Origin of the sequence: Amycolatopsis silviterrae, assembly GCF_042684085.1 — a bacterium.
GTDB classification, from domain to species: Bacteria; Actinomycetota; Actinomycetes; order Mycobacteriales; family Pseudonocardiaceae; genus Amycolatopsis; species Amycolatopsis silviterrae.
In genome coordinates this window covers 75,417-92,220 of record NZ_JBHUKS010000008.1, presented here as the reverse complement: position 1 = coordinate 92,220, position 16,804 = coordinate 75,417, and the positions used below count along the sequence as shown (strand labels likewise).

Below are 16,804 nucleotides of genomic sequence, written 5' to 3'. Positions count from 1 at the left end.
GCGACCGCCGGGTAGGCTCACGACGTGCCACGGTCCGGAGCGGAAGCGCGCAGTCGCCTCAAGCAGGCGGCGCTGGAGCTGTACCGGGAAAACGGCTACGACAAGACGACCACGGCGGAGATCGCGGCGCGGGCCGGTGTCACCGAGCGCACGTTCTTCCGGCACTTCCCGGACAAGCGAGAGGTGCTCTTCGACGGGGAAGCCGACCTGCGCTCGGACCTCACCCAGTCGGTCGCCTCCGCCCCGGAAGGTCTTGCGCCGTTGGAAATCCTGCTGCGGGCGTTTAAGAAGGCCGGGCGGATTATGGAGCGGAACCTCCCGTTCGCCGAGCCCCGGCGCGATCTGATCGCGGCGACGCCGACGCTGCGGGAACGCAACCTGGCCAAGGCGGCGATGCTCGCGGAGGCGCTGGCGGAGGCGTTGCGGGAGCGAGGGGTGGAGGATCGGGTGGCGCGGTTGGCGGCGCAGGTCGGGTGGGCGACGTTTCACCACGCGACGCAGGCTTGGATCGGGGAGCCTGGGCGGGGGTTGGACGAGTATCTGGACGAGGCGTTCGCGGATTTGCGGGAGTTGGGGGCGGGGGTCCGGTAGGGCAGTGGGCGGGGCTGCTGCGGTCGGGAGGGGTGCGGGGCCTTCCATGTGGGGCCTGCCGCGATGCCAGCGCCTTAAGCCGCGCGACCTCAGCCTGCCGACCGTCCACAAAGGACGACGACACCGTCGAAATGCCCGATTGATACCCAGGTGAACGTTTCTGCAAGTCTGTGAGGGCCTCCTTGAGGGAATCTGATTCCCTCAAGGAGGCCTTCACAGACAACAAACTCCGCCCCGGCCGCCGGTCGCTTCGGCCTGGGCGGACCGCGTCTCAACCGCTCCGGTGACGCCGACTTAAGGCCGCGGCGCTGGGCCTGCCGCCGCGGTGGCGCGGGGCACCTGCCGAGGAGGGGGCCTGCCACCCGGGGGGCGCGGCCTGCCGAGGAGGATGCCTGCCGTGCGGGGCCGGGAGGGGCAGAAAAAAGCCCCTCCGGCGGTTGGGAGGGGCTTGGGTTCTCGTGAGTGGCGATCACGGTTAGAACCGCGATCGCCACTCACGACACCTTCAACGGCGCTTAGGCTTCCAAACCACCAGCGAGGTCGTCTGCCGCAGCGGCACCAGGTCCTTGCGATAAGACGCATGCACCGCAGCAGCGGCTTGTTCGGCGGCCGCGTAGGCGGCGGCGAGTTCTTCGGTCAGCTCGTGCACCCGGGACTGCAGCGCGTCGACCTGGTTCTCCAGTTCGATGATGCGCTTGATGCCGGACAGGTTGACCCCGTCCTCCTGCGAGAGGCGCTGGACCTCCCGCAGCAGGGCGATGTCACGCAGCGAGTAGCGCCGTCCGCCGCCGGCGGTGCGGCCTGGCGAGACCAGGCCGTGCCGGTCGTAGGAGCGCAGGGTCTGCGCGTGCAGCCCGGAAAGCTGGGCCGCCACCGAAATCACGAACACCGGGGTGTCCTCGTCCGCGCCGTGCGGGAGTCCCGGATTGCCGCCGAACATCACCCTCACCTGCCTTCGAGCAACTCGGTGATCTCAGGCCTCGGGTCGTGGCCCTTCATCGCCTCGGCGTAGGCCTCGAGTGCCGACCGTGCCTTGTCGTCGAGCTTCGCCGGGACCGCCGCTTCCAGCGTGACCAGCAGGTCGCCCTGCGCGCCGTCCCGTTTCTGGATGCCCTTTCCGCGCACGCGCAACACTCGGCCACTCGCGGTACCCGCGGGCACCTTCAGTGACACCTTGCCTTCGAGCGTCGGCACCGTGACGGTGGTGCCCAGCGCGAGTTCGGTGAAGTCCACCGGCACGGTGAGCGTGAGGTTGAGGTCCGTGCGCCCGAACAGCTTGTGCGGGGCCACGTGCACGCGCACGTACAGATCGCCCGCCTGCGCGCCGCCGCGGCCGGGTTCGCCCTGGCCGGCCAGCCGGATTCGCTGGTCGTCCTTCACGCCCGGCGGGATGCGCACGGTGAGCGTGCGGGTGCGGGTGCTGATGCCCTCGCCAGCGCACTCCGGGCACGGTTCGTCGATGATCTTGCCTCGGCCACGGCAGTCCTGGCACGGTTCGGAGAACGCGAACGCGCCCTGGCTGCGGCTGACCAAGCCGGACCCGCTGCAGGTCGGGCAGACCCGCGGCGACGTGCCCGGCTTCGCGCCGTTGCCGCCGCACGTGCTGCAGGTGGCCGGACTCGACAGCCGCAACGGCAGCGTCGCGCCCTTGACCGACTCGAGGAAGTCGATCCGCACGTCGGTCTCGACGTCCGCGCCGCGCTGCGGCCGGTTCGCCGTCGCTCCGGCGGCACCGCCCCGGCCACGGCCGAAAATGCCGCCGAGGATGTCGCCGAGGCCGCCGAATCCGCCCTGCTGACCCTGTGCGCCCGCTTGGTTGAACAGGTCGCTCATGTCGAAGCCACCTGCTCCGCCGCCACCGGGGAAGCCGCCGAAACCGCCCGCGCCGCCGGAGCCGAAGAGCGTGCGCGCCTCGTCATACTCCTTGCGCTTGGCCGGATCGGACAGCACGCCGTACGCCTCGGACACGGCCTTGAACTTGTTCTCGGCCGCGGTGTTGCCCGCGTTGGCGTCCGGGTGGTTTTCCTTGGCCAGCTTGCGGTAGGCCTTCTTGATCTCGTCCGCGGTCGCGTCGGAGGAGACACCCAGCTCTTTGTAGAAGTCCTTGCCGATCCACTCCCGAGCACTCATCGGGTGTCTCCTCCTTTCGCTGCAAACCGATTGTTACTGCTGGCCGGACTCATCGACCGAACCGTCGAGCGGCAGTTCGCCGCCGACCGACCCGTCCACCGGCGGTTCCGCCGGAGCCTCGCCGGGCTCGTGGTCGGTCACGCCGACCAGCGCCGCCCGCAGCACCCGGTCGCCGAAACGGAAACCGCGGCGCATGACGAGGGTGACCGTCGGGCCCTTCACGTCCGGGGACGTGTTGTGCTGCACGGCCTCGTGGACGCTCGGGTCGAATTCCTCGCCCTCGGCGCCGAACGCTTCCAGGCCGGACCGCTCCAGGCTGGAGACCAGCTTGTCGGCCACCGCCTTGAACGCGCCGGTGAGGTCGCCGTGCTGCTCCGCGCGCTGGAGGTCGTCCAGCAGCGGCAGCAGATCGCCGACCACGGACGCCTTCGCGCCCTGCACCACGGCCTCGCGGTCGCGGTCGACCCGCTTGCGGTAGTTCGCGTACTCCGCCTGCAAACGCTGCAGGTCGGCGGTGCGCTCGGACAGTTGCTTCTCGACGTCGGACGCGGCCGGAACGGCTTCGTCCACGGAATCGCCCAGCGAGGGGCCCGCGTGCTGCGCGGGCTCCTCACCGGCCGGAGTCTCCTCCGCGGCGGGCGGGCGGACCTCGCCGGTCTGCGGGTCCACCCGTCGCCGATCCCGCACGACTACCGGTTCCTCGGGGCCAGTGCCCTCGGTCTCGGAGTGGCGGGGGGTCACTTCTTCTCGTCCTCTTCCACGATCTCGGCGTCGACCACGTCGTCCGCCTTCGACTTCGGAGCGTCGCCGCCGGCCGCACCAGCGGCACCGGCCGCGCCCTCAGCGCCCGGGGCGCCTTCGGCACCGGCGTTCGCGTACAGCGCGCTGCCCAGTTCCTGCGAAGCGGTGTTCAGCTTCTCGATGGACTCGCGGATCTTGGCCGAGTCGGTGCCCTTGAGCGCCTCGTTCGCCTCGTCGATCGCGGACTTCACCTTGCCCTTGAGGTCCTCGGGCAGCTTGTCCTCGTTGTCCTTGACGAACTTCTCGGTCTGGTAGACCAGCGTCTCGGCCTGGTTGCGGGTCTCGGCCTCGTCGCGGCGCTTCTTGTCCTCTTCGGCGTGCGCCTCGGCGTCCTTGACCATGCGGTCGATGTCGTCCTTCGGCAGCGCGGAGCCGCCGGTGATCGTCATCGACTGCTCCTTGTTCGTGCCGAGGTCCTTCGCGGTCACATGCACGATGCCGTTGGCGTCGATGTCGAAGGTGACCTCGATCTGCGGCACGCCGCGCGGGGCGGGCGGAAGACCGGTCAGCTCGAACATGCCGAGCTTCTTGTTCGCCGCGGCGATTTCGCGCTCGCCCTGGAACACCTGGATCTGCACCGACGGCTGGTTGTCGTCCGCCGTCGAGAAGATCTCGGACCGCTTGGTCGGGATCGTGGTGTTGCGCTCGATCAGCTTGGTGAAGACGCCGCCCTTGGTCTCGATGCCCAGCGACAGCGGGGTCACGTCGAGCAGCAGGACGTCCTTGACCTCGCCCTTGAGCACGCCGGCCTGCAGCGCGGCGCCCACGGCGACGACCTCGTCCGGGTTCACGCCCTTGTTCGGCTCGCGGCCGCCGGTCAGCTCCTTGACCAGCTCGGACACCGCGGGCATCCGGGTGGAACCGCCGACGAGGACCACGTGGTCGATGTCGCCGACCGCGATGCCCGCGTCCCGGATGACGTTGTTGAACGGCTGGCGGGTGCGCTCGAGCAGGTCCGAGGTGATCTTCTGGAACTCGGCGCGCGACAGCGTCTCGTCGAGGAACAGCGGGTTCTTGTCGCCGTCCACCGTGATGTAGGGCAGGTTGATGCTGGCGGAGTTGGAGCTGGACAGCTCGATCTTCGCCTTCTCGGCCGCCTCGCGGATGCGCTGCAGCGCCATCTTGTCCTTGGTCAGGTCAATGCCGTTGGTGGCCTTGAACTTGTCGACCAGCCAGGTGACGATGCGCTCGTCCCAGTCGTCGCCGCCGAGGTGGTTGTCACCGGAGGTGGCGCGCACCTCCACGACGCCCTCGCCGATCTCCAGCAGCGAGACGTCGAACGTGCCGCCGCCGAGGTCGAAGACCAGGATGGTCTGTTCCTTCTCGCCCTTGTCCAGGCCGTAGGCCAGCGCGGCCGCGGTCGGCTCGTTCACGATGCGGAGCACGTTCAGGCCCGCGATCTGGCCTGCCTCCTTGGTGGCCTGCCGCTGCGCGTCCTCGAAGTACGCCGGGACGGTGATCACCGCGTCGGTGATCTCCTCGCCCAGGTACGCCTCGGCGTCGCGCTTCAGCTTCATCAGCACGCGGGCGCTGATTTCCTGCGGCGTGTAGCCCTTGCCGTCGATCTCGGTCTTCCAGTCGGTGCCGATGTGCCGCTTCACGGACCGGATCGTGCGGTCGACGTTCGTGACGGCCTGGTTCTTCGCCGGCTGGCCCGTCAGCACTTCGCCGTTCTTGGCGAAGGCGACGATGGACGGGGTGGTACGGGAGCCTTCCGAGTTGGCGATGACCGTCGGCTCGCCGCCCTCAAGGACGGCGACGACCGAGTTGGTCGTGCCGAGGTCGATGCCGACCGCTCGCGCCATGGTGCTTCCTCTCGTGTTCTGTCCAGTACTGATGCTATGTTCGTGACCTGCGGTTTCGAGGCACTCTTGAGTACCTTCTTAGCAGGTTCCGCCGGTCTCGCGCTCGACTCGGTCCCTCAGACTTGAGCCGACCGCACTCAACCTTGCTCTCAGGATAACGGGCAACCACCCGAACTTGTTCCCGGGTTCACCCGCAGAATTCGCCCCGCCGTGGTGTGACGCCACTCACCAGGTAGCTGGCCTCGGCCTTGCGCACGCACTCGGAGTTGAGCAGTCCGGTGTGGCCGTCGCCGAGGTACGTGAGCAGCGCCGATCCGTCGATGCTCGCGGCGAGCCCGCGTGCCCACGGCAACGGGGTCGCCGGGTCGTGCGCGCCGCCCACGACGAGGATCGGCGGGGCGCCGTGCACCGGATGCGGCTGCGGCGGGTTCCGCGCGGGCAGCGGCCATCCGGTGCAGCCCGCGGAGAGGTCCCAGTACTCGGTGTACCGCCAGCTGTGCGGGGCCACGGCGCGGATCGTCCGTGCCGCCGCGCGCAGGTCCGCCGGACCGGTGAACGGCGACGGGAAGTCCTGGCAGCCGATCGAGCGGTACGCGCCGTAAGTCGGGGCCGCGAACTGCGAGTGCTGGGCGAGCGTGCTCGCGTCCGGGTCCGCCAGCGCCTGGCTCAGGCTCGGCCATTGGGACGGCAGATAGAGGAAGCCGTACGCGCCGGAGGCCAGTTCCTCACCGGTTGCCTTGCGGCCCAACGCTTTCGCGTACGCGCCGTGGGTGACGAGGTCGTCGTAGCGGGCGAGCGCGTTCTTGCCGTGCAGCGCGCAGTCCGTCGAGCGATCGCACCACGCGGCGAATCGCAGCAACGCATCCTCGGTGGCCGCGGCTTCCTCGACCATCGCCTGCCGCATCGGCCGGGAGTGGTCGACCGCGCCGTCGAGCACCATCGTGCGCACCCGGTCCGGATGCTTCGACGCATACACCGCGCCCAGCTCGGTGCCGTAGGAGACGCCCAGCCAAGAGATCTTCTGCTCGCCGAGCGCGCCGCGGATCGCGTCGATGTCCTCGGCGGCGCTCTGCGTGTCTACGTGCCCGAGCATCGGACCGGTCTTGGCGAGACAGTCTTCGCCCGCCGCGCGGTTGTGCGCGACGAAGGCGTCGTACTCCTTGCGTGTGCTGGGAAAGAGCCCGATCTTCGGGTCGTACAGCTTCGACTGGTCACAGCTGATCTTCGGGTCGCTGAACCACACCCCGCGCGGATCGAAGCCGACGATGTCGAAGCGGTCCCGCAACGGTTTCCGCGCCGAGCCGATGACCGTGGGGTCCAGCCCGCCGAACCGCACGAAGCCGACCCCGGACCCGCCCGGCCCGCCCGGGTTGACCAGCAGCGAACCGATCCGGTGCGACTGGTCGGCCGCGGGCAGCCGGGTGAGCGGGATGTGCGCGGTGCCGGTTTCCGGGTGGGCGCGGTCGATCGGCACCTCGATCTGACTGCATTGCGCCGTCGGTTCCTGTTCGGTCCCGCACGGCGTCCAGGTCAGCGCCGGAGCCGGCGCGCTGACCAGCGGAAGCACGGCCAGTACAGCCGCGGCCAGGTTCATGCCCGCCGCACCTGTGCCCGGTCCTCCGCCGCGGTGCGGAGCACGACGGTCTCCGCGTTCCGGACGACCCCCTGCTGCACCGGCACCTCCACCACCGCGACCGGCGTCGTGGCCTGCGGTTCAGGCGAGTGGCCGATCGCCGCGGTGATCGCGAACGCCCCCACCGCGCCCGCCAGCACCGCGGCCAGCAGCCGCGTCTCGATTTTGCGCATGATGTGTCTGCTCTCCCCTTCAGACGGCCTTGACGGTGACGCTGCCGCTGTCAGTCGTGACATCGAGCGTCTTCGCGTCCGGACCCGAGTTCTGCGGAATGTCGATGCTGCGGTGCCCGCTGTCGCTGCTGCCGGTCACCTGGTAGGAACCGCTGCGCGGCACGGTCAGCTCGACGCGGCCGGAATCGGCCTGTGCCTTGACGTTGCTGGGCTGGGTCAGCGTGAGTTCGATCCGCCCGCTGCCCGCGGCGACGTCGACCGGCCCGCGCACGCCGTCGCCCTCGATCCGGCCGGACTGGCTGTGCACCCGCACCTCGCCGACGTTGTGCAGTTCCGTCCCGCCGCTGTCCAGCTGGAGCTTGACCAGCCCCGGGATGTCCCGCATCTGCGCCCGTCCGGAATCGGCGGTGACGTCGACGCTGCCGACGCCCGCGAAGTCCAGCGTGCCGGAGTCGGAGCTGCCCGTGACCGGAATGCCCGGCGGGACGATCAGCTCCATGTCGGCGGTGCAGTTGCGTCCGCAGTCGAGGATGACCAGCTGGTCGCCCTCGACGCGGTAGGCGTCGCCGGGCTCGCCGCTGAAGTGGTACCGCAGGGTCTGATGCACGCGAGCCGCGCCGGCCGCGGTGCGGATGCGCACGTCGCCGGACCCGTTCTCCAGCTTCACCCCGCGGATCTCCTGCGTCAGCGTCGCGTCCCGCGACACCGTGGACCCGAACCCCCACCCGCCGAATCCGATCGCCACCCCAACGCCGATCACCGCGATGCCGGCCAGTGCCAGAAGCGGGCGTGCCATGTCAGTTCCCCTCAGTACCACTCTCGGCTGTCCCCAGAGACGTTAGAAGGAGCGGGCCCCCGGGGACATCCGGTAAACCCCCCGAAACATCCCTGAGGCGGCGTCGCTCAACCCGGGGTCCTGACCTGGCGGCCGGATCTTCACGTCCGCGAAGGACTCCTTGCGAGCCTCGGAGTCCGATGCCAGAGCTTAAGGCGGCGCCGTGGGTGCCGTTGAGGCTCGTTCTTGTCCAGGTCGAAGGGGCTGGCCACGGCCGGTGCCGCGCTTGGCGAGCCGACGAGTCGGCAGGAGCGGGTTTAGCCGTCCGTGAGGGGAACCCTCACGGACTCTGATTCCCTCAGGGTTCCCTTCACGGACCTTCAGATACGGGCATGCAGGCATCAATCGGGCATTTCGTCATCTCTGGCGTCCTTTGTAGACAGTCAGTGGTCTGGTACGCCTCGCGCGGCCTCCTTACTGGCGTGGGATCCGCAAGGAGACCCGCACGGAACGCACCCCGAAACATCCCTGAGGCGGCGTCGCTCAACCCGGGGTCCTAACCTGGCGGCCGGAGAGCCCCGTTGATCAGGAGGAACCCATGCCCCAGCCGCCCAATCCGTACGACTACCTGCCGTCGGTTCCCTCGTTCACGCTGCGCAGCACGGACATCGCCGACGGCGAGACCCTGGCCCAGCCGCACCTGTCGGGCATCTTCGGAGCCGGCGGCGAGGACCGGTCGCCGCAGCTGTCGTGGGAAGGCTTCCCGGAAGGCACCCGCAGCTTCGCGGTGACGTCGTACGACCCGGACGCCCCGACCGCCAGCGGGTTCTGGCACTGGGCGGTGTTCAACATCCCGGCTTCGGTGACTTCGCTGGAGTCCGGGGCCGGAGACGCCGCCGGGTCGGGGCTGCCTTCCGGCTCGATCACGCTTAAGGGTGACGGTGGGGTGAAGCAGTACCTGGGTGCCGCGCCGCCTCCCGGACACGGGCCGCACCGGTACTTCTTCGTGGTGCACGCGCTGGACGTCGAGACGCTGGAGGTGCCGGAGGACGCTACGCCCGCGTTCCTCGGGTTCAACCTGTTCGGCCACACCCTGGGCCGGGCGACGCTGGTGCCGGTTTACGAGAACAAGGGCTGAAGTGGCGGAGCCGGGGGTCGCGGTCGCACCTGAGCGACCGCGACCCGATGTGGTGGGCGCGGTCGTCCTCAACGGCGAGGGACGCGCGTTCGTCCAGCTCCGCGGCCCGGACCGGCGTCTCTACCCGAACACGTGGGACGTCGTGAGCGGGCACGTCGAGGACGGCGAGACGCCAGTCGAGGCGCTGGCCCGCGAGGTCGCCGAGGAGACCGGATGGCGGCTGCGCCGGATCGTCCGCGACCTCGGCCGCTTCCACTGGCCGGACAACGACGGCGTCAAGGTGACCGGTGCCTACTTCCTGATCGAAGTGGACGGTGACCTCTCGCGTCCGGTCCTGGAATGGGACAAGCACTCGCGCTACACCTGGGCCGGCACCGAGGACCTGGAGTCACTACGGGAGAACTGCGCGCCGGACGACACCTTGATCAGGGACGTCGTCGCCCGGGCGCTGCAGGTTCACCGGCAGCCCGGCGGCTCCACCGAGCAGAACAGCACCTCCGGATAGCGCGGCGACGGCCGGTCCAGCACCGGGTCCGGCCGATGCCGCAGATGCTGGTCGAAGAACGCCCGGACATACGTGCGGGTGATGTCCACCGTCCGCGCGCCCGGCTGCTCCGCGCCGAAATCGAGGCCGATCTGGTCGCCGAGCGCGACGAGGTCGGTGAACGACTGGTGGACCACGCCGGTCACCAGCAGCCAGCGCTTCCACCCGGTCAGGTGCTTCCAGTCGCGCTCCCAGGTGATCGCCTCGGGACGGCCGCTGCCCGGCGTGTACGTCGCCGTCTTGCCGAGGAACAGGAACGGCCGCGACAACTCCGTACCGTCCGGGATCGGTTCGTCGGTCGTGCCGTCGATGTCGATTCCGGCCCGGATGCGCGCGTCCGTCAGCATCGCGGGGATGGTGCTCGCGCCGCCTACGGAGTGGCCCGCCATGGCGATCCGGGACGGGTCGATCAGGGCGGAACCGCGCCACTTCGGCCGTGGATCGGTCAATTGGTTCAGCACGAACGAGACGTCCGCGGCCCGGCCCCGCTCCACCTTCTGCCAGAACTCAAGGCTCCGGGGATAGTCGCAGGCGACGCAAGTGGTCACCCGACCGTCCGGAAAGGACTGTCCGACGTTCTCGTAGGTGTGGTCGATCGCGGCGACGACGTAGCCGTGGCTCGCCAGATCCTCGGCCAGCGCGGTCATCGTGCCGCGTTGTTTCTTGAATCCGGGCGAGAGCACGACGAGCGGCAGTCGCCGTCCCGCGACCGGAGCGTCGATCGAAGCATTGGTCCGGGTCCGGCTCAGGATGTCCGGCGGCACGGTGGTGATTCCGCCGTCTTCGAGCAGCAGCCGGGATTCGTCGGGAGTGAGGTACGCGGCAGGCCGCCCGGTCGCCGTTTTCGCCGGGTACCACAGGGAAACCATCAGCTCCCGCGCGTTCACCCCGCTCGCCCACGGGTCCGGGCGGGAGGTGTCCTTGAGGTACAGCGAGGTGGTGCCGACGGGGGACTGGCCGGTCGGCGCGGGCAACGCCGCCGGTGCCGGGTCCGCGGCGGCGGTCACGAGCGGCAACACGGCAGCAACCGCCAATCCGTAGAGCGCTTTTTTCATGAGATTTCCTTGTCCGTTCAGGAAAGCCGAGTGCGGATCCAGCGGAGGCCGAGCCCGGCCAGCAGCGCGGAAACCGCGAGGAAGAGCGCCGTCTCGATGTCCTGCAACAGCCAGAACCGTTCTGCGGGCTGGTAAACGATCCGTTGCCGGTAACCGTCTCCGGCGAGTTTGGCGAAGCACTCCTCGGACGGCAGCGGGCGATTAGCGGTGCGGCCGGGCGGCGGAACGCACTCCGCGAGCCAGGACGGCGGCTTGACCACTTGACCGCTTCGGTCGACAGTCTCGTTGGACAGCATCCATGCACCCTTGGGCCCGGACACAGTCAGCAATTCGAACTCGCCCTTGTTGGTGAGCCCCATCCGCGCGATGTTCGACGCGGTGATCGGCACGGTTTGCTCAGTCGCGGGAAAGACGTGGGGGCGCACAAAGAACGGCACAGCGAGCTGGACGACCGCGAAGATCGCCAACGTAGCCGCCATCGCCACCAGCGTCCGGCGCACCAGCACGCCGACCACAACCCCGAGCACGAAGGCGAAAACGGCATAGCCGATCGGCACGATGGCACGAGCGCCGAAGATCGCGGGCGAGAGACGCACGGAGTACGTACGCGCATCAGTGACCACGTTGTCGATCGAACTCGACCACCACGTGACGGCCAGGCTGAGCGCCCCAGCCGCGATCGCCGCGGCAAGCGCACCGACGGCGAGCTTCGTGCTCAACCACCGCGTCCGGGTGACGGTTTGGTTCCACACCAGGCGATGCGTGCCCGCCTCCAGCTCGCGGGCGACGAGCGGCGCGCCCCAGAAAACACCGATGACCGCGGGCAGTGCGTACAGCACGATGACCCCGCCGTAGTACAGCAGGCCGTCAGTGGCCGCGAGCGGTCCGTCGCCCGGGCTCGGCCGTCCGACGAGCACGAGGATCGCCGCGAGGACACCGAGCAGGCCGTACAACGCGAGTGCTTGAAGCCGGAACTGCCGCCAGGAAAGCCAGATCATCAGAGCGCCGCCAATGCTGGCCGACGCCCGGCATCGCCGCTCAGGTAAGCGAGCACGACGTCTTCGAGACCGAGTTCACTGACCGTCCACTGTGGATCAAGAATCGGCTCCGAAGTGCGGACGAGCACGGTAGACTGCCGGTCGGTATGGCTCGCGGAGACGACGTGCTGATCCGCCGGCAGCGTGGCCACGTCGCGCCGGGGCCCGCTCAGCCTGCGATGCGTCGCCAGGATCTCGTCGACCTCGCCGTCCAGCCGCACCTCGCCGCCGACGAGCACGACCAGGTGATCGCAGACGCGTTCCAGATCGGCGACCAGATGCGAGGACAGCACCACGCTGACGCCGTCCTCGGCGACGATCTCCATCAGTCCGGCCAGAAAATCGCGCCGGGCCAGCGGATCGAGCGCGGCCACCGGTTCGTCCAGCAACAGCAGTTCGGGGTGTTTCGCGATGCCGAGGGTGAGCGCGAGCTGGGCCCGCTGCCCGCCGGACAGCTTCCCCGCGCGCCGGCTCGGGTCGAGCCCCCAGCGTTCGATCCGAGCCCGGGCCAGCGCGTCGTCCCACCGCGGATTGAGGCGCGCCCCGAGCCGCAGGTGCTCGGCGACGGTCAACCCCGGGTAGACCGGCGTTTCCTGCGCGACGAAAGCGACTTTCGCCAGCTGCTCCGGCCCGCTGCCGGGCACGCCGCCGCACACCTCGACGGTGCCGGTCGTCGGCGTCAGCATCCCGGCCGCGAGGTTCAGCAGCGTCGACTTCCCGGCACCGTTCGGACCGACCAGCCCGGCGACCCGGCCCGCCGGAATGTCCAGCGTGCAGCCGGACAACGCCCAGTTCCGGCCGTACCGTTTGCCCAGCGTCCGTGCCCCCAGTGCGGCCGTCACGCCGTTTCGCCCTTGGCGGTGCCGTGCAAGGTAGTCGTGAACAACGCCTCGATACCCTCGCCGTCGAGACCGGCCAGCCGGGCTTTGACCAGCCACTTCTGCAGGTCCCGGCGCAACGAGCCGACGACGGCGGGCGGCGGTCCGGCGAGCGTCGCCGTCACGAAGGTGCCGACGCCGGGGCGGGCCGCGACGAGTCCGTCGTGCTCCAGCTCCCGGTAGGCCTTGAGCACCGTATTCGGGTTGATGACCAGCTGCGCCACGACGTCCTTGACCTTCGGCAGCTGCTCGCCCTCGTTCAGCAGCCCCAGCCGCAGCGCGTGCCGCACCTGCTGGACCAGCTGCTGATAGGGCGAAAGCCGCGACGCGGCGTCCAGATGGAACTCGATCACTAGTTCCTCCATTTATCTATCTACCTAGCACTATAGATAAATGGAGGAACCGTGTCGACCAGCCTGCTCAGTGGACCCCTTCGCGCTCCAGGTACCGCCCCTCGGAGTGCTCGGCGAAGCCGAACTTCCGGTACAGGTCATGCGCGTCCGACGTGTGCAGCATCCAGCGGAAGTTCACGCCTGGCCCGTTGTCGATCATCTCCCGCACGATCTCCTTGCCCAGCCCGGCGCCGCGCGCGTCCGCCGCGATGAACACGTCCGCGAGATACGCCATCGCGACCCCGTCGGAGAACGCCCGCGCGAACCCGACCTGACGACCGCTTGCCGTCTCGTACACGCCGACGACCCGCCAGGCCGTCCGCACCTGCTGCTCGACCTGCTCCCGCGTCCGCCACCGGGCCCAGTACGCCTCGGTGGCCATGAACTCCCACACGACATCGAGATCCACCCGGGACACGTCGTCGTCCAGCTCGTAAGCACCCACAGTCCTCATGGCCGCAACGTAATCAGCGGCGTCAAGCGGGTTTGAGCAGGTAATCCACCACCGGCCGCAGCTCGTCCGCGGACGGCGGCTCGTCGTCGATCAGGCCCTGGATCAGCAGGCCGTCGATCCCCGCGAGGAACACCCGGAAGGCGACCTCGTCGTCGTGCCGGACCATCGACGTCAGCACGTCCAGCCAGCGCCGCGCGGCCGGGCGCAGCTCGGGTTTGCGCGCGGCCAGCAGGTACAGCTCGTACTCCGCCATCGTCCGGCCGCGCCGGGGGCCGAGGGCCTCCGCGAGCAGGCCGGCCACCTCCTCGGCACCGCGGCTGCCGCGGGACCGGGCGCGGTCGATCATCCAGTACACCTCGGTCGCCATGTCGCGCGCGCACGAGATGAGCGTGGCCACGAGCAGGTCGTCCAGCGAGGAGAAGTGATACGTCGTGGACGTGGTCGGCACGCCGGCCTCGGCGGCGACCGTGCGGTGCGTGACCCCGGCGACGCCGTCGCGTTCGATCACCCGCAGGGTCGCTTCGATGATCTCCGTCCGCCGCTTCTCGCCGCGGACCTTGCGGCCGTCGGTCTGGATTTTCACGATTGGCTCCCGACCTCGATGAGCACCACCCCGCCGACCACCAGCACCAGTCCGGAGATCACCGCGAGGTTGATCGGCTCCTTCAGGAACAGCACGCCGACCAGCGCGACCAGCGCCACGCCCGCCGCGGCCCAGATCGCGTAGGCCACCCCGATCGGCAGCCCGAGCTTCAGCACCCGCGACAGCGCGAAGAACGCCAGCCCGTACCCGACGATCACCAGGATCGACGGCGTCACCTTGGAGAAGCCCTCGGACAGCTTGAGCGAAACAGTGGCGGTCACTTCTGCGGCGATGGCCAAAGCGAGGTACAAGTAAGCACCCATAGCTCAACAAAGTACCTGAACGATCGTCCCACTTGCTAGCGAGGCGTGCACCACATCGGTGGGACTTGGGACCGTCGGACCGGTTACCCATCAGTAAGAAGCGTTACCCTGCTCGGCACCGGCGCGCTCGCGCGGCGGCACCACCACACCGGACGAAAGGCACCCGACGATGGGCGCTGTACAGCTGACGCTCGGGGGGATCTCCGTCCTCCTTGGCATCGTCGCCTGGGGAATGTTCATCGCGACCATTGCCCGCTTCGTGCGGGTGATCAAGCTCGGCCAGCCCGACGCGACGCGCAACGGCCCGTTTGTGCCGCGGATGATCACCCTGGTCAAGGAGTTCGCGGCGCACACGCGGATGGCGAAGTTCCGCCAGGTAGCCCCGTGGCACTGGCTGGTCATGTGGGGCTTCCTGATCGGGTCGCTCGCGCTGTTCGAGGCCTACGGCGAGGTGTTCGTCCCGACCTGGGGCTGGCCGATCCTCGAGGACTGGTCGCTGTGGAGCCTCCTGATGGAGCTGCTCGGCGTCGGCACGGTCGTCGGCGGCGTCGCGCTCGCGATCATCCGGCAGCTGAACCACCCGCGCCGGGCCGACCGGCTGTCGCGCTTCGCGGGCTCGAACTTCAAGTGGGCCTACTTCGTCGAGGCCGTGGTGATCGTCGAGGGCATCGGCATCATCGGCGTGCGCGCGGGCAAGGCCGCGATGCACGTCCACGAGACGCCGACCTGGGCCGCGTTCGTGTCGAACCCGCTCAGCGAGCTGCTGCCGTCCAGCGCCGCGATGGTGTCGGTGTTCGCCTTCATCAAGCTGATGAGCGCCACGGTCTGGCTGATCGTCGTGGCCCGCACGATGACGATGGGCATCGCCTGGCACCGGTTCAGCGCGTTCTTCAACATCTACTTCAAGCGCGAGGCCGACGGCGGCGTCGCGCTCGGCGCGGTCAAGCCGATGATGAGCAAGGGCAAGGTGCTCGACCTCGAAGAGGCCGACCCGGACGAGGACACCTTCGGCGTCGGCGCGATCGAGGACTTCAGCTGGAAGGGCTGGCTGGACTTCTCCACCTGCACCGAATGCGGCCGTTGCCAGTCGCAGTGCCCGGCGTGGAACACCGGCAAGCCGCTGTCGCCGAAGCTGCTCATCACGCAGCTTCGCGACCACGCCTACGCGAAGGCGCCGTACCTGCTCGCAGGCGGCAAGCGCGACATGGCTGGTGACGAGGTCGGCTTGTCCGGCGACAACATGTACGCGGGCATCGACGTCCTCGCGATCGCTGAGTCGCAGAAGGCGCTCGTCGGGGACGACGGCGGCGTCATCGACCCGGACGTGCTGTGGTCCTGCACCTCCTGCGGTGCGTGCGTCGAGCAGTGCCCAGTGGACATCGAGCACGTCGACCACATCGTCGACATGCGCCGCTACCAGGTGATGATCGAGTCGTCGTTCCCCACGGAGCTGAACGGCATGTTCAAGAACCTGGAGAACAAGGGCAACCCGTGGGGCCAGAACGCCAAGGACCGTCTGCAGTGGACGGAGGACCTCGACTTCGAGGTGCCGGTCTTCGACGGCGACCTGGGCGACGCCGAGTACCTGTTCTGGGTCGGCTGCGCCGGCGCGTTCGAGGACCGCGCGAAGAAGACCACCCGCGCGGTGGCCGAACTGCTGCACATCGCGGGCGTCAAGTACACCGTGCTCGGCTCGGAGGAGTCCTGCACCGGTGACCCGGCTCGCCGCGCCGGCAACGAGTTCCTGTTCCAGATGCTGGCACAGCAGAACGTCGAGGTGCTGAACTCGGTGTTCGAGGGCCGGGAACGCAAGGCGCGCAAGGTGGTCGTCACCTGTGCGCACTGCTTCAACACCCTCGCCAACGAGTACCCGGAGCTTGGCGGCCAGTTCGACGTCGTACACCACACTCAGCTGCTGAACCGCCTGGTGCGGGAGAAGCACCTGACACCGGTCGCGCCGGTCGCCGAGGACGTCACCTACCACGACCCCTGCTACCTGGGCCGGCACAACAAGGTCTACGACGCACCGCGTGAACTCGTCGGCGCGTCCGGCGCGCAGCTGCGCGAAATGCCGCGCCACGGCGACCGCTCGATGTGCTGCGGCGCGGGCGGCGCGCGGATGTGGATGGAAGAGAAGATCGGCAAGCGGATCAACGTCGAGCGCGTGGACGAGGCGCTCGGCACCGCCCCGTCGAAGATCGCGACCGGCTGCCCGTTCTGCCGCGTGATGCTCACCGACGGCGTCACCTCGCGCCAGAGCGACGGCATGGCGAGCGAGAAGGTCGAGGTCGTGGACGTCGCGCAGCTGCTGCTCACCGCGGTGAAGCGCAAGCCGGAGCCGGCGCTGGTCGCCTCGGGCGCGCCGTCGCTGGACGAATCGGACGCGGAGCTGTCGGCCAAGCCGGACGTCCCGACCGACGAGAAGCCGACCGGAACGCCGCTTCCCGAGGGCGACGACTGAGGTTCTGTTCCCTGACGACGGCCCCTGGCAT

Annotated in this window: 18 protein-coding genes; 4 read left to right on the top strand and 14 right to left on the bottom strand. The window is 69.1% G+C overall.

Annotated elements, in window-relative coordinates:
* Window positions 1-24 precede the first annotated feature (24 nt).
* Window positions 25-591, top strand: a complete 567-nt coding sequence (locus ACFSVL_RS12370) for a TetR/AcrR family transcriptional regulator (protein WP_378303567.1) — start codon at window positions 25-27, stop codon at window positions 589-591.
* Between the two features lie 505 nt (window positions 592-1,096).
* Here ACFSVL_RS12370 and ACFSVL_RS12365 read toward each other — a convergent pair.
* The 7 genes from ACFSVL_RS12365 to ACFSVL_RS12335 all read right to left on the bottom strand — a co-directional run bounded on the left by ACFSVL_RS12365 (window position 1,097) and on the right by ACFSVL_RS12335 (window position 7,929).
* Window positions 1,097-1,531: a heat shock protein transcriptional repressor HspR gene (locus tag ACFSVL_RS12365; protein ID WP_037808901.1), complete on the bottom strand. Its 435-nt coding sequence runs from the start codon at window positions 1,529-1,531 to the stop codon at window positions 1,097-1,099.
* 5 nt (window positions 1,532-1,536) lie between these two features.
* Window positions 1,537-2,721, bottom strand: a complete 1,185-nt coding sequence (dnaJ, locus tag ACFSVL_RS12360; RefSeq protein WP_378303565.1) for a molecular chaperone DnaJ — start codon at window positions 2,719-2,721, stop codon at window positions 1,537-1,539.
* 33 nt (window positions 2,722-2,754) lie between these two features.
* Window positions 2,755-3,462 (bottom strand): nucleotide exchange factor GrpE, encoded by a 708-nt coding sequence (gene grpE, locus ACFSVL_RS12355; protein WP_378303563.1) that lies wholly within the window; start codon window positions 3,460-3,462, stop codon window positions 2,755-2,757.
* Window positions 3,459-5,327 carry a molecular chaperone DnaK gene (gene dnaK, locus ACFSVL_RS12350; protein WP_378303561.1) on the bottom strand — a complete coding sequence of 623 codons (1,869 nt, stop codon included), beginning with the start codon at window positions 5,325-5,327 and terminating at the stop codon, window positions 3,459-3,461. The genes grpE and dnaK overlap by 4 nt, the downstream gene beginning before the upstream one ends.
* Before the next feature lie 187 nt (window positions 5,328-5,514).
* Window positions 5,515-6,921, bottom strand: coding sequence for an alpha/beta hydrolase (locus ACFSVL_RS12345; RefSeq protein ID WP_378303559.1), 1,407 nt, complete (start codon window positions 6,919-6,921; stop codon window positions 5,515-5,517).
* Window positions 6,918-7,133, bottom strand: coding sequence for a hypothetical protein (locus ACFSVL_RS12340; RefSeq protein WP_378303557.1), 216 nt, complete (start codon window positions 7,131-7,133; stop codon window positions 6,918-6,920). The genes ACFSVL_RS12345 and ACFSVL_RS12340 overlap by 4 nt, the downstream gene beginning before the upstream one ends.
* Before the next feature lie 19 nt (window positions 7,134-7,152).
* Window positions 7,153-7,929 carry a DUF4097 family beta strand repeat-containing protein gene (locus tag ACFSVL_RS12335; protein WP_378303555.1) on the bottom strand — a complete coding sequence of 259 codons (777 nt, stop codon included), beginning with the start codon at window positions 7,927-7,929 and terminating at the stop codon, window positions 7,153-7,155.
* Window positions 7,930-8,506: 577 nt separating this feature from the next.
* Here ACFSVL_RS12335 and ACFSVL_RS12330 point away from each other — a divergent pair.
* Both ACFSVL_RS12330 and ACFSVL_RS12325 read left to right on the top strand, forming a co-directional pair.
* Entirely contained in the window at window positions 8,507-9,046 is a 540-nt protein-coding gene (locus tag ACFSVL_RS12330; protein WP_378303553.1) for a YbhB/YbcL family Raf kinase inhibitor-like protein, read from the top strand.
* A gap of 1 nt (window position 9,047) precedes the next feature.
* Window positions 9,048-9,551 carry an NUDIX hydrolase gene (locus tag ACFSVL_RS12325; RefSeq protein WP_378303551.1) on the top strand — a complete coding sequence of 168 codons (504 nt, stop codon included), beginning with the start codon at window positions 9,048-9,050 and terminating at the stop codon, window positions 9,549-9,551.
* Here ACFSVL_RS12325 and ACFSVL_RS12320 read toward each other — a convergent pair.
* From ACFSVL_RS12320 to ACFSVL_RS12290, 7 genes are read right to left on the bottom strand one after another with little or no spacing between them, the layout of a single operon-like run.
* Complete coding sequence (locus tag ACFSVL_RS12320; RefSeq protein WP_378303549.1) at window positions 9,503-10,645, bottom strand: alpha/beta hydrolase family protein; 1,143 nt, start codon at window positions 10,643-10,645, stop codon at window positions 9,503-9,505. The genes ACFSVL_RS12325 and ACFSVL_RS12320 overlap by 49 nt on opposite strands.
* 17 nt (window positions 10,646-10,662) lie before the next feature.
* The gene (locus ACFSVL_RS12315; protein WP_378303547.1) at window positions 10,663-11,643 is read right to left on the bottom strand and encodes a transporter; all 981 of its coding nucleotides are present in this window, start codon (window positions 11,641-11,643) and stop codon (window positions 10,663-10,665) included.
* The gene (locus ACFSVL_RS12310) at window positions 11,643-12,524 is read right to left on the bottom strand and encodes an ABC transporter ATP-binding protein (RefSeq protein ID WP_378303545.1); all 882 of its coding nucleotides are present in this window, start codon (window positions 12,522-12,524) and stop codon (window positions 11,643-11,645) included. The genes ACFSVL_RS12315 and ACFSVL_RS12310 overlap by 1 nt, the downstream gene beginning before the upstream one ends.
* Window positions 12,521-12,925, bottom strand: a complete 405-nt coding sequence (locus tag ACFSVL_RS12305) for a GntR family transcriptional regulator (protein WP_378303543.1) — start codon at window positions 12,923-12,925, stop codon at window positions 12,521-12,523. The genes ACFSVL_RS12310 and ACFSVL_RS12305 overlap by 4 nt, the downstream gene beginning before the upstream one ends.
* Before the next feature lie 55 nt (window positions 12,926-12,980).
* On the bottom strand, window positions 12,981-13,406 hold the full coding sequence (locus tag ACFSVL_RS12300) for a GNAT family N-acetyltransferase (protein ID WP_378303541.1): 426 nt from the start codon (window positions 13,404-13,406) through the stop codon (window positions 12,981-12,983).
* 22 nt (window positions 13,407-13,428) lie between these two features.
* Window positions 13,429-13,989, bottom strand: coding sequence for a TetR/AcrR family transcriptional regulator (locus tag ACFSVL_RS12295; protein WP_378303539.1), 561 nt, complete (start codon window positions 13,987-13,989; stop codon window positions 13,429-13,431).
* Window positions 13,986-14,312: a DMT family transporter gene (locus tag ACFSVL_RS12290; protein ID WP_378303537.1), complete on the bottom strand. Its 327-nt coding sequence runs from the start codon at window positions 14,310-14,312 to the stop codon at window positions 13,986-13,988. The genes ACFSVL_RS12295 and ACFSVL_RS12290 overlap by 4 nt, the downstream gene beginning before the upstream one ends.
* A gap of 169 nt (window positions 14,313-14,481) precedes the next feature.
* Here ACFSVL_RS12290 and ACFSVL_RS12285 point away from each other — a divergent pair, with 169 nt between their 5' ends.
* Window positions 14,482-16,773: a (Fe-S)-binding protein gene (locus tag ACFSVL_RS12285; RefSeq protein WP_378303535.1), complete on the top strand. Its 2,292-nt coding sequence runs from the start codon at window positions 14,482-14,484 to the stop codon at window positions 16,771-16,773.
* The last annotated feature ends 31 nt before the right edge of the window (window positions 16,774-16,804 follow it).

Bases quoted from the DNA above. Each gene is read 5' to 3' on its own strand.
- ACFSVL_RS12365 (WP_037808901.1), bottom strand. From the start codon at position 1,531: ATGTTCGGCGGCAATCCGGGACTCCCGCACGGCGCGGACGAGGACACC.
- dnaJ (WP_378303565.1), bottom strand. From the start codon at position 2,721: ATGAGTGCTCGGGAGTGGATCGGCAAGGACTTCTACAAAGAGCTGGGT.
- dnaK (WP_378303561.1), bottom strand. From the start codon at position 5,327: ATGGCGCGAGCGGTCGGCATCGACCTCGGCACGACCAACTCGGTCGTC.
- ACFSVL_RS12345 (WP_378303559.1), bottom strand. From the start codon at position 6,921: ATGAACCTGGCCGCGGCTGTACTGGCCGTGCTTCCGCTGGTCAGCGCG.
- ACFSVL_RS12340 (WP_378303557.1), bottom strand. From the start codon at position 7,133: ATGCGCAAAATCGAGACGCGGCTGCTGGCCGCGGTGCTGGCGGGCGCG.
- ACFSVL_RS12335 (WP_378303555.1), bottom strand. From the start codon at position 7,929: ATGGCACGCCCGCTTCTGGCACTGGCCGGCATCGCGGTGATCGGCGTT.
- ACFSVL_RS12330 (WP_378303553.1), top strand. From the start codon at position 8,507: ATGCCCCAGCCGCCCAATCCGTACGACTACCTGCCGTCGGTTCCCTCG.
- ACFSVL_RS12320 (WP_378303549.1), bottom strand. From the start codon at position 10,645: ATGAAAAAAGCGCTCTACGGATTGGCGGTTGCTGCCGTGTTGCCGCTC.
- ACFSVL_RS12315 (WP_378303547.1), bottom strand. From the start codon at position 11,643: ATGATCTGGCTTTCCTGGCGGCAGTTCCGGCTTCAAGCACTCGCGTTG.
- ACFSVL_RS12305 (WP_378303543.1), bottom strand. From the start codon at position 12,925: ATGGAGGAACTAGTGATCGAGTTCCATCTGGACGCCGCGTCGCGGCTT.
- ACFSVL_RS12300 (WP_378303541.1), bottom strand. From the start codon at position 13,406: ATGAGGACTGTGGGTGCTTACGAGCTGGACGACGACGTGTCCCGGGTG.
- ACFSVL_RS12290 (WP_378303537.1), bottom strand. From the start codon at position 14,312: ATGGGTGCTTACTTGTACCTCGCTTTGGCCATCGCCGCAGAAGTGACC.
- ACFSVL_RS12285 (WP_378303535.1), top strand. From the start codon at position 14,482: ATGGGCGCTGTACAGCTGACGCTCGGGGGGATCTCCGTCCTCCTTGGC.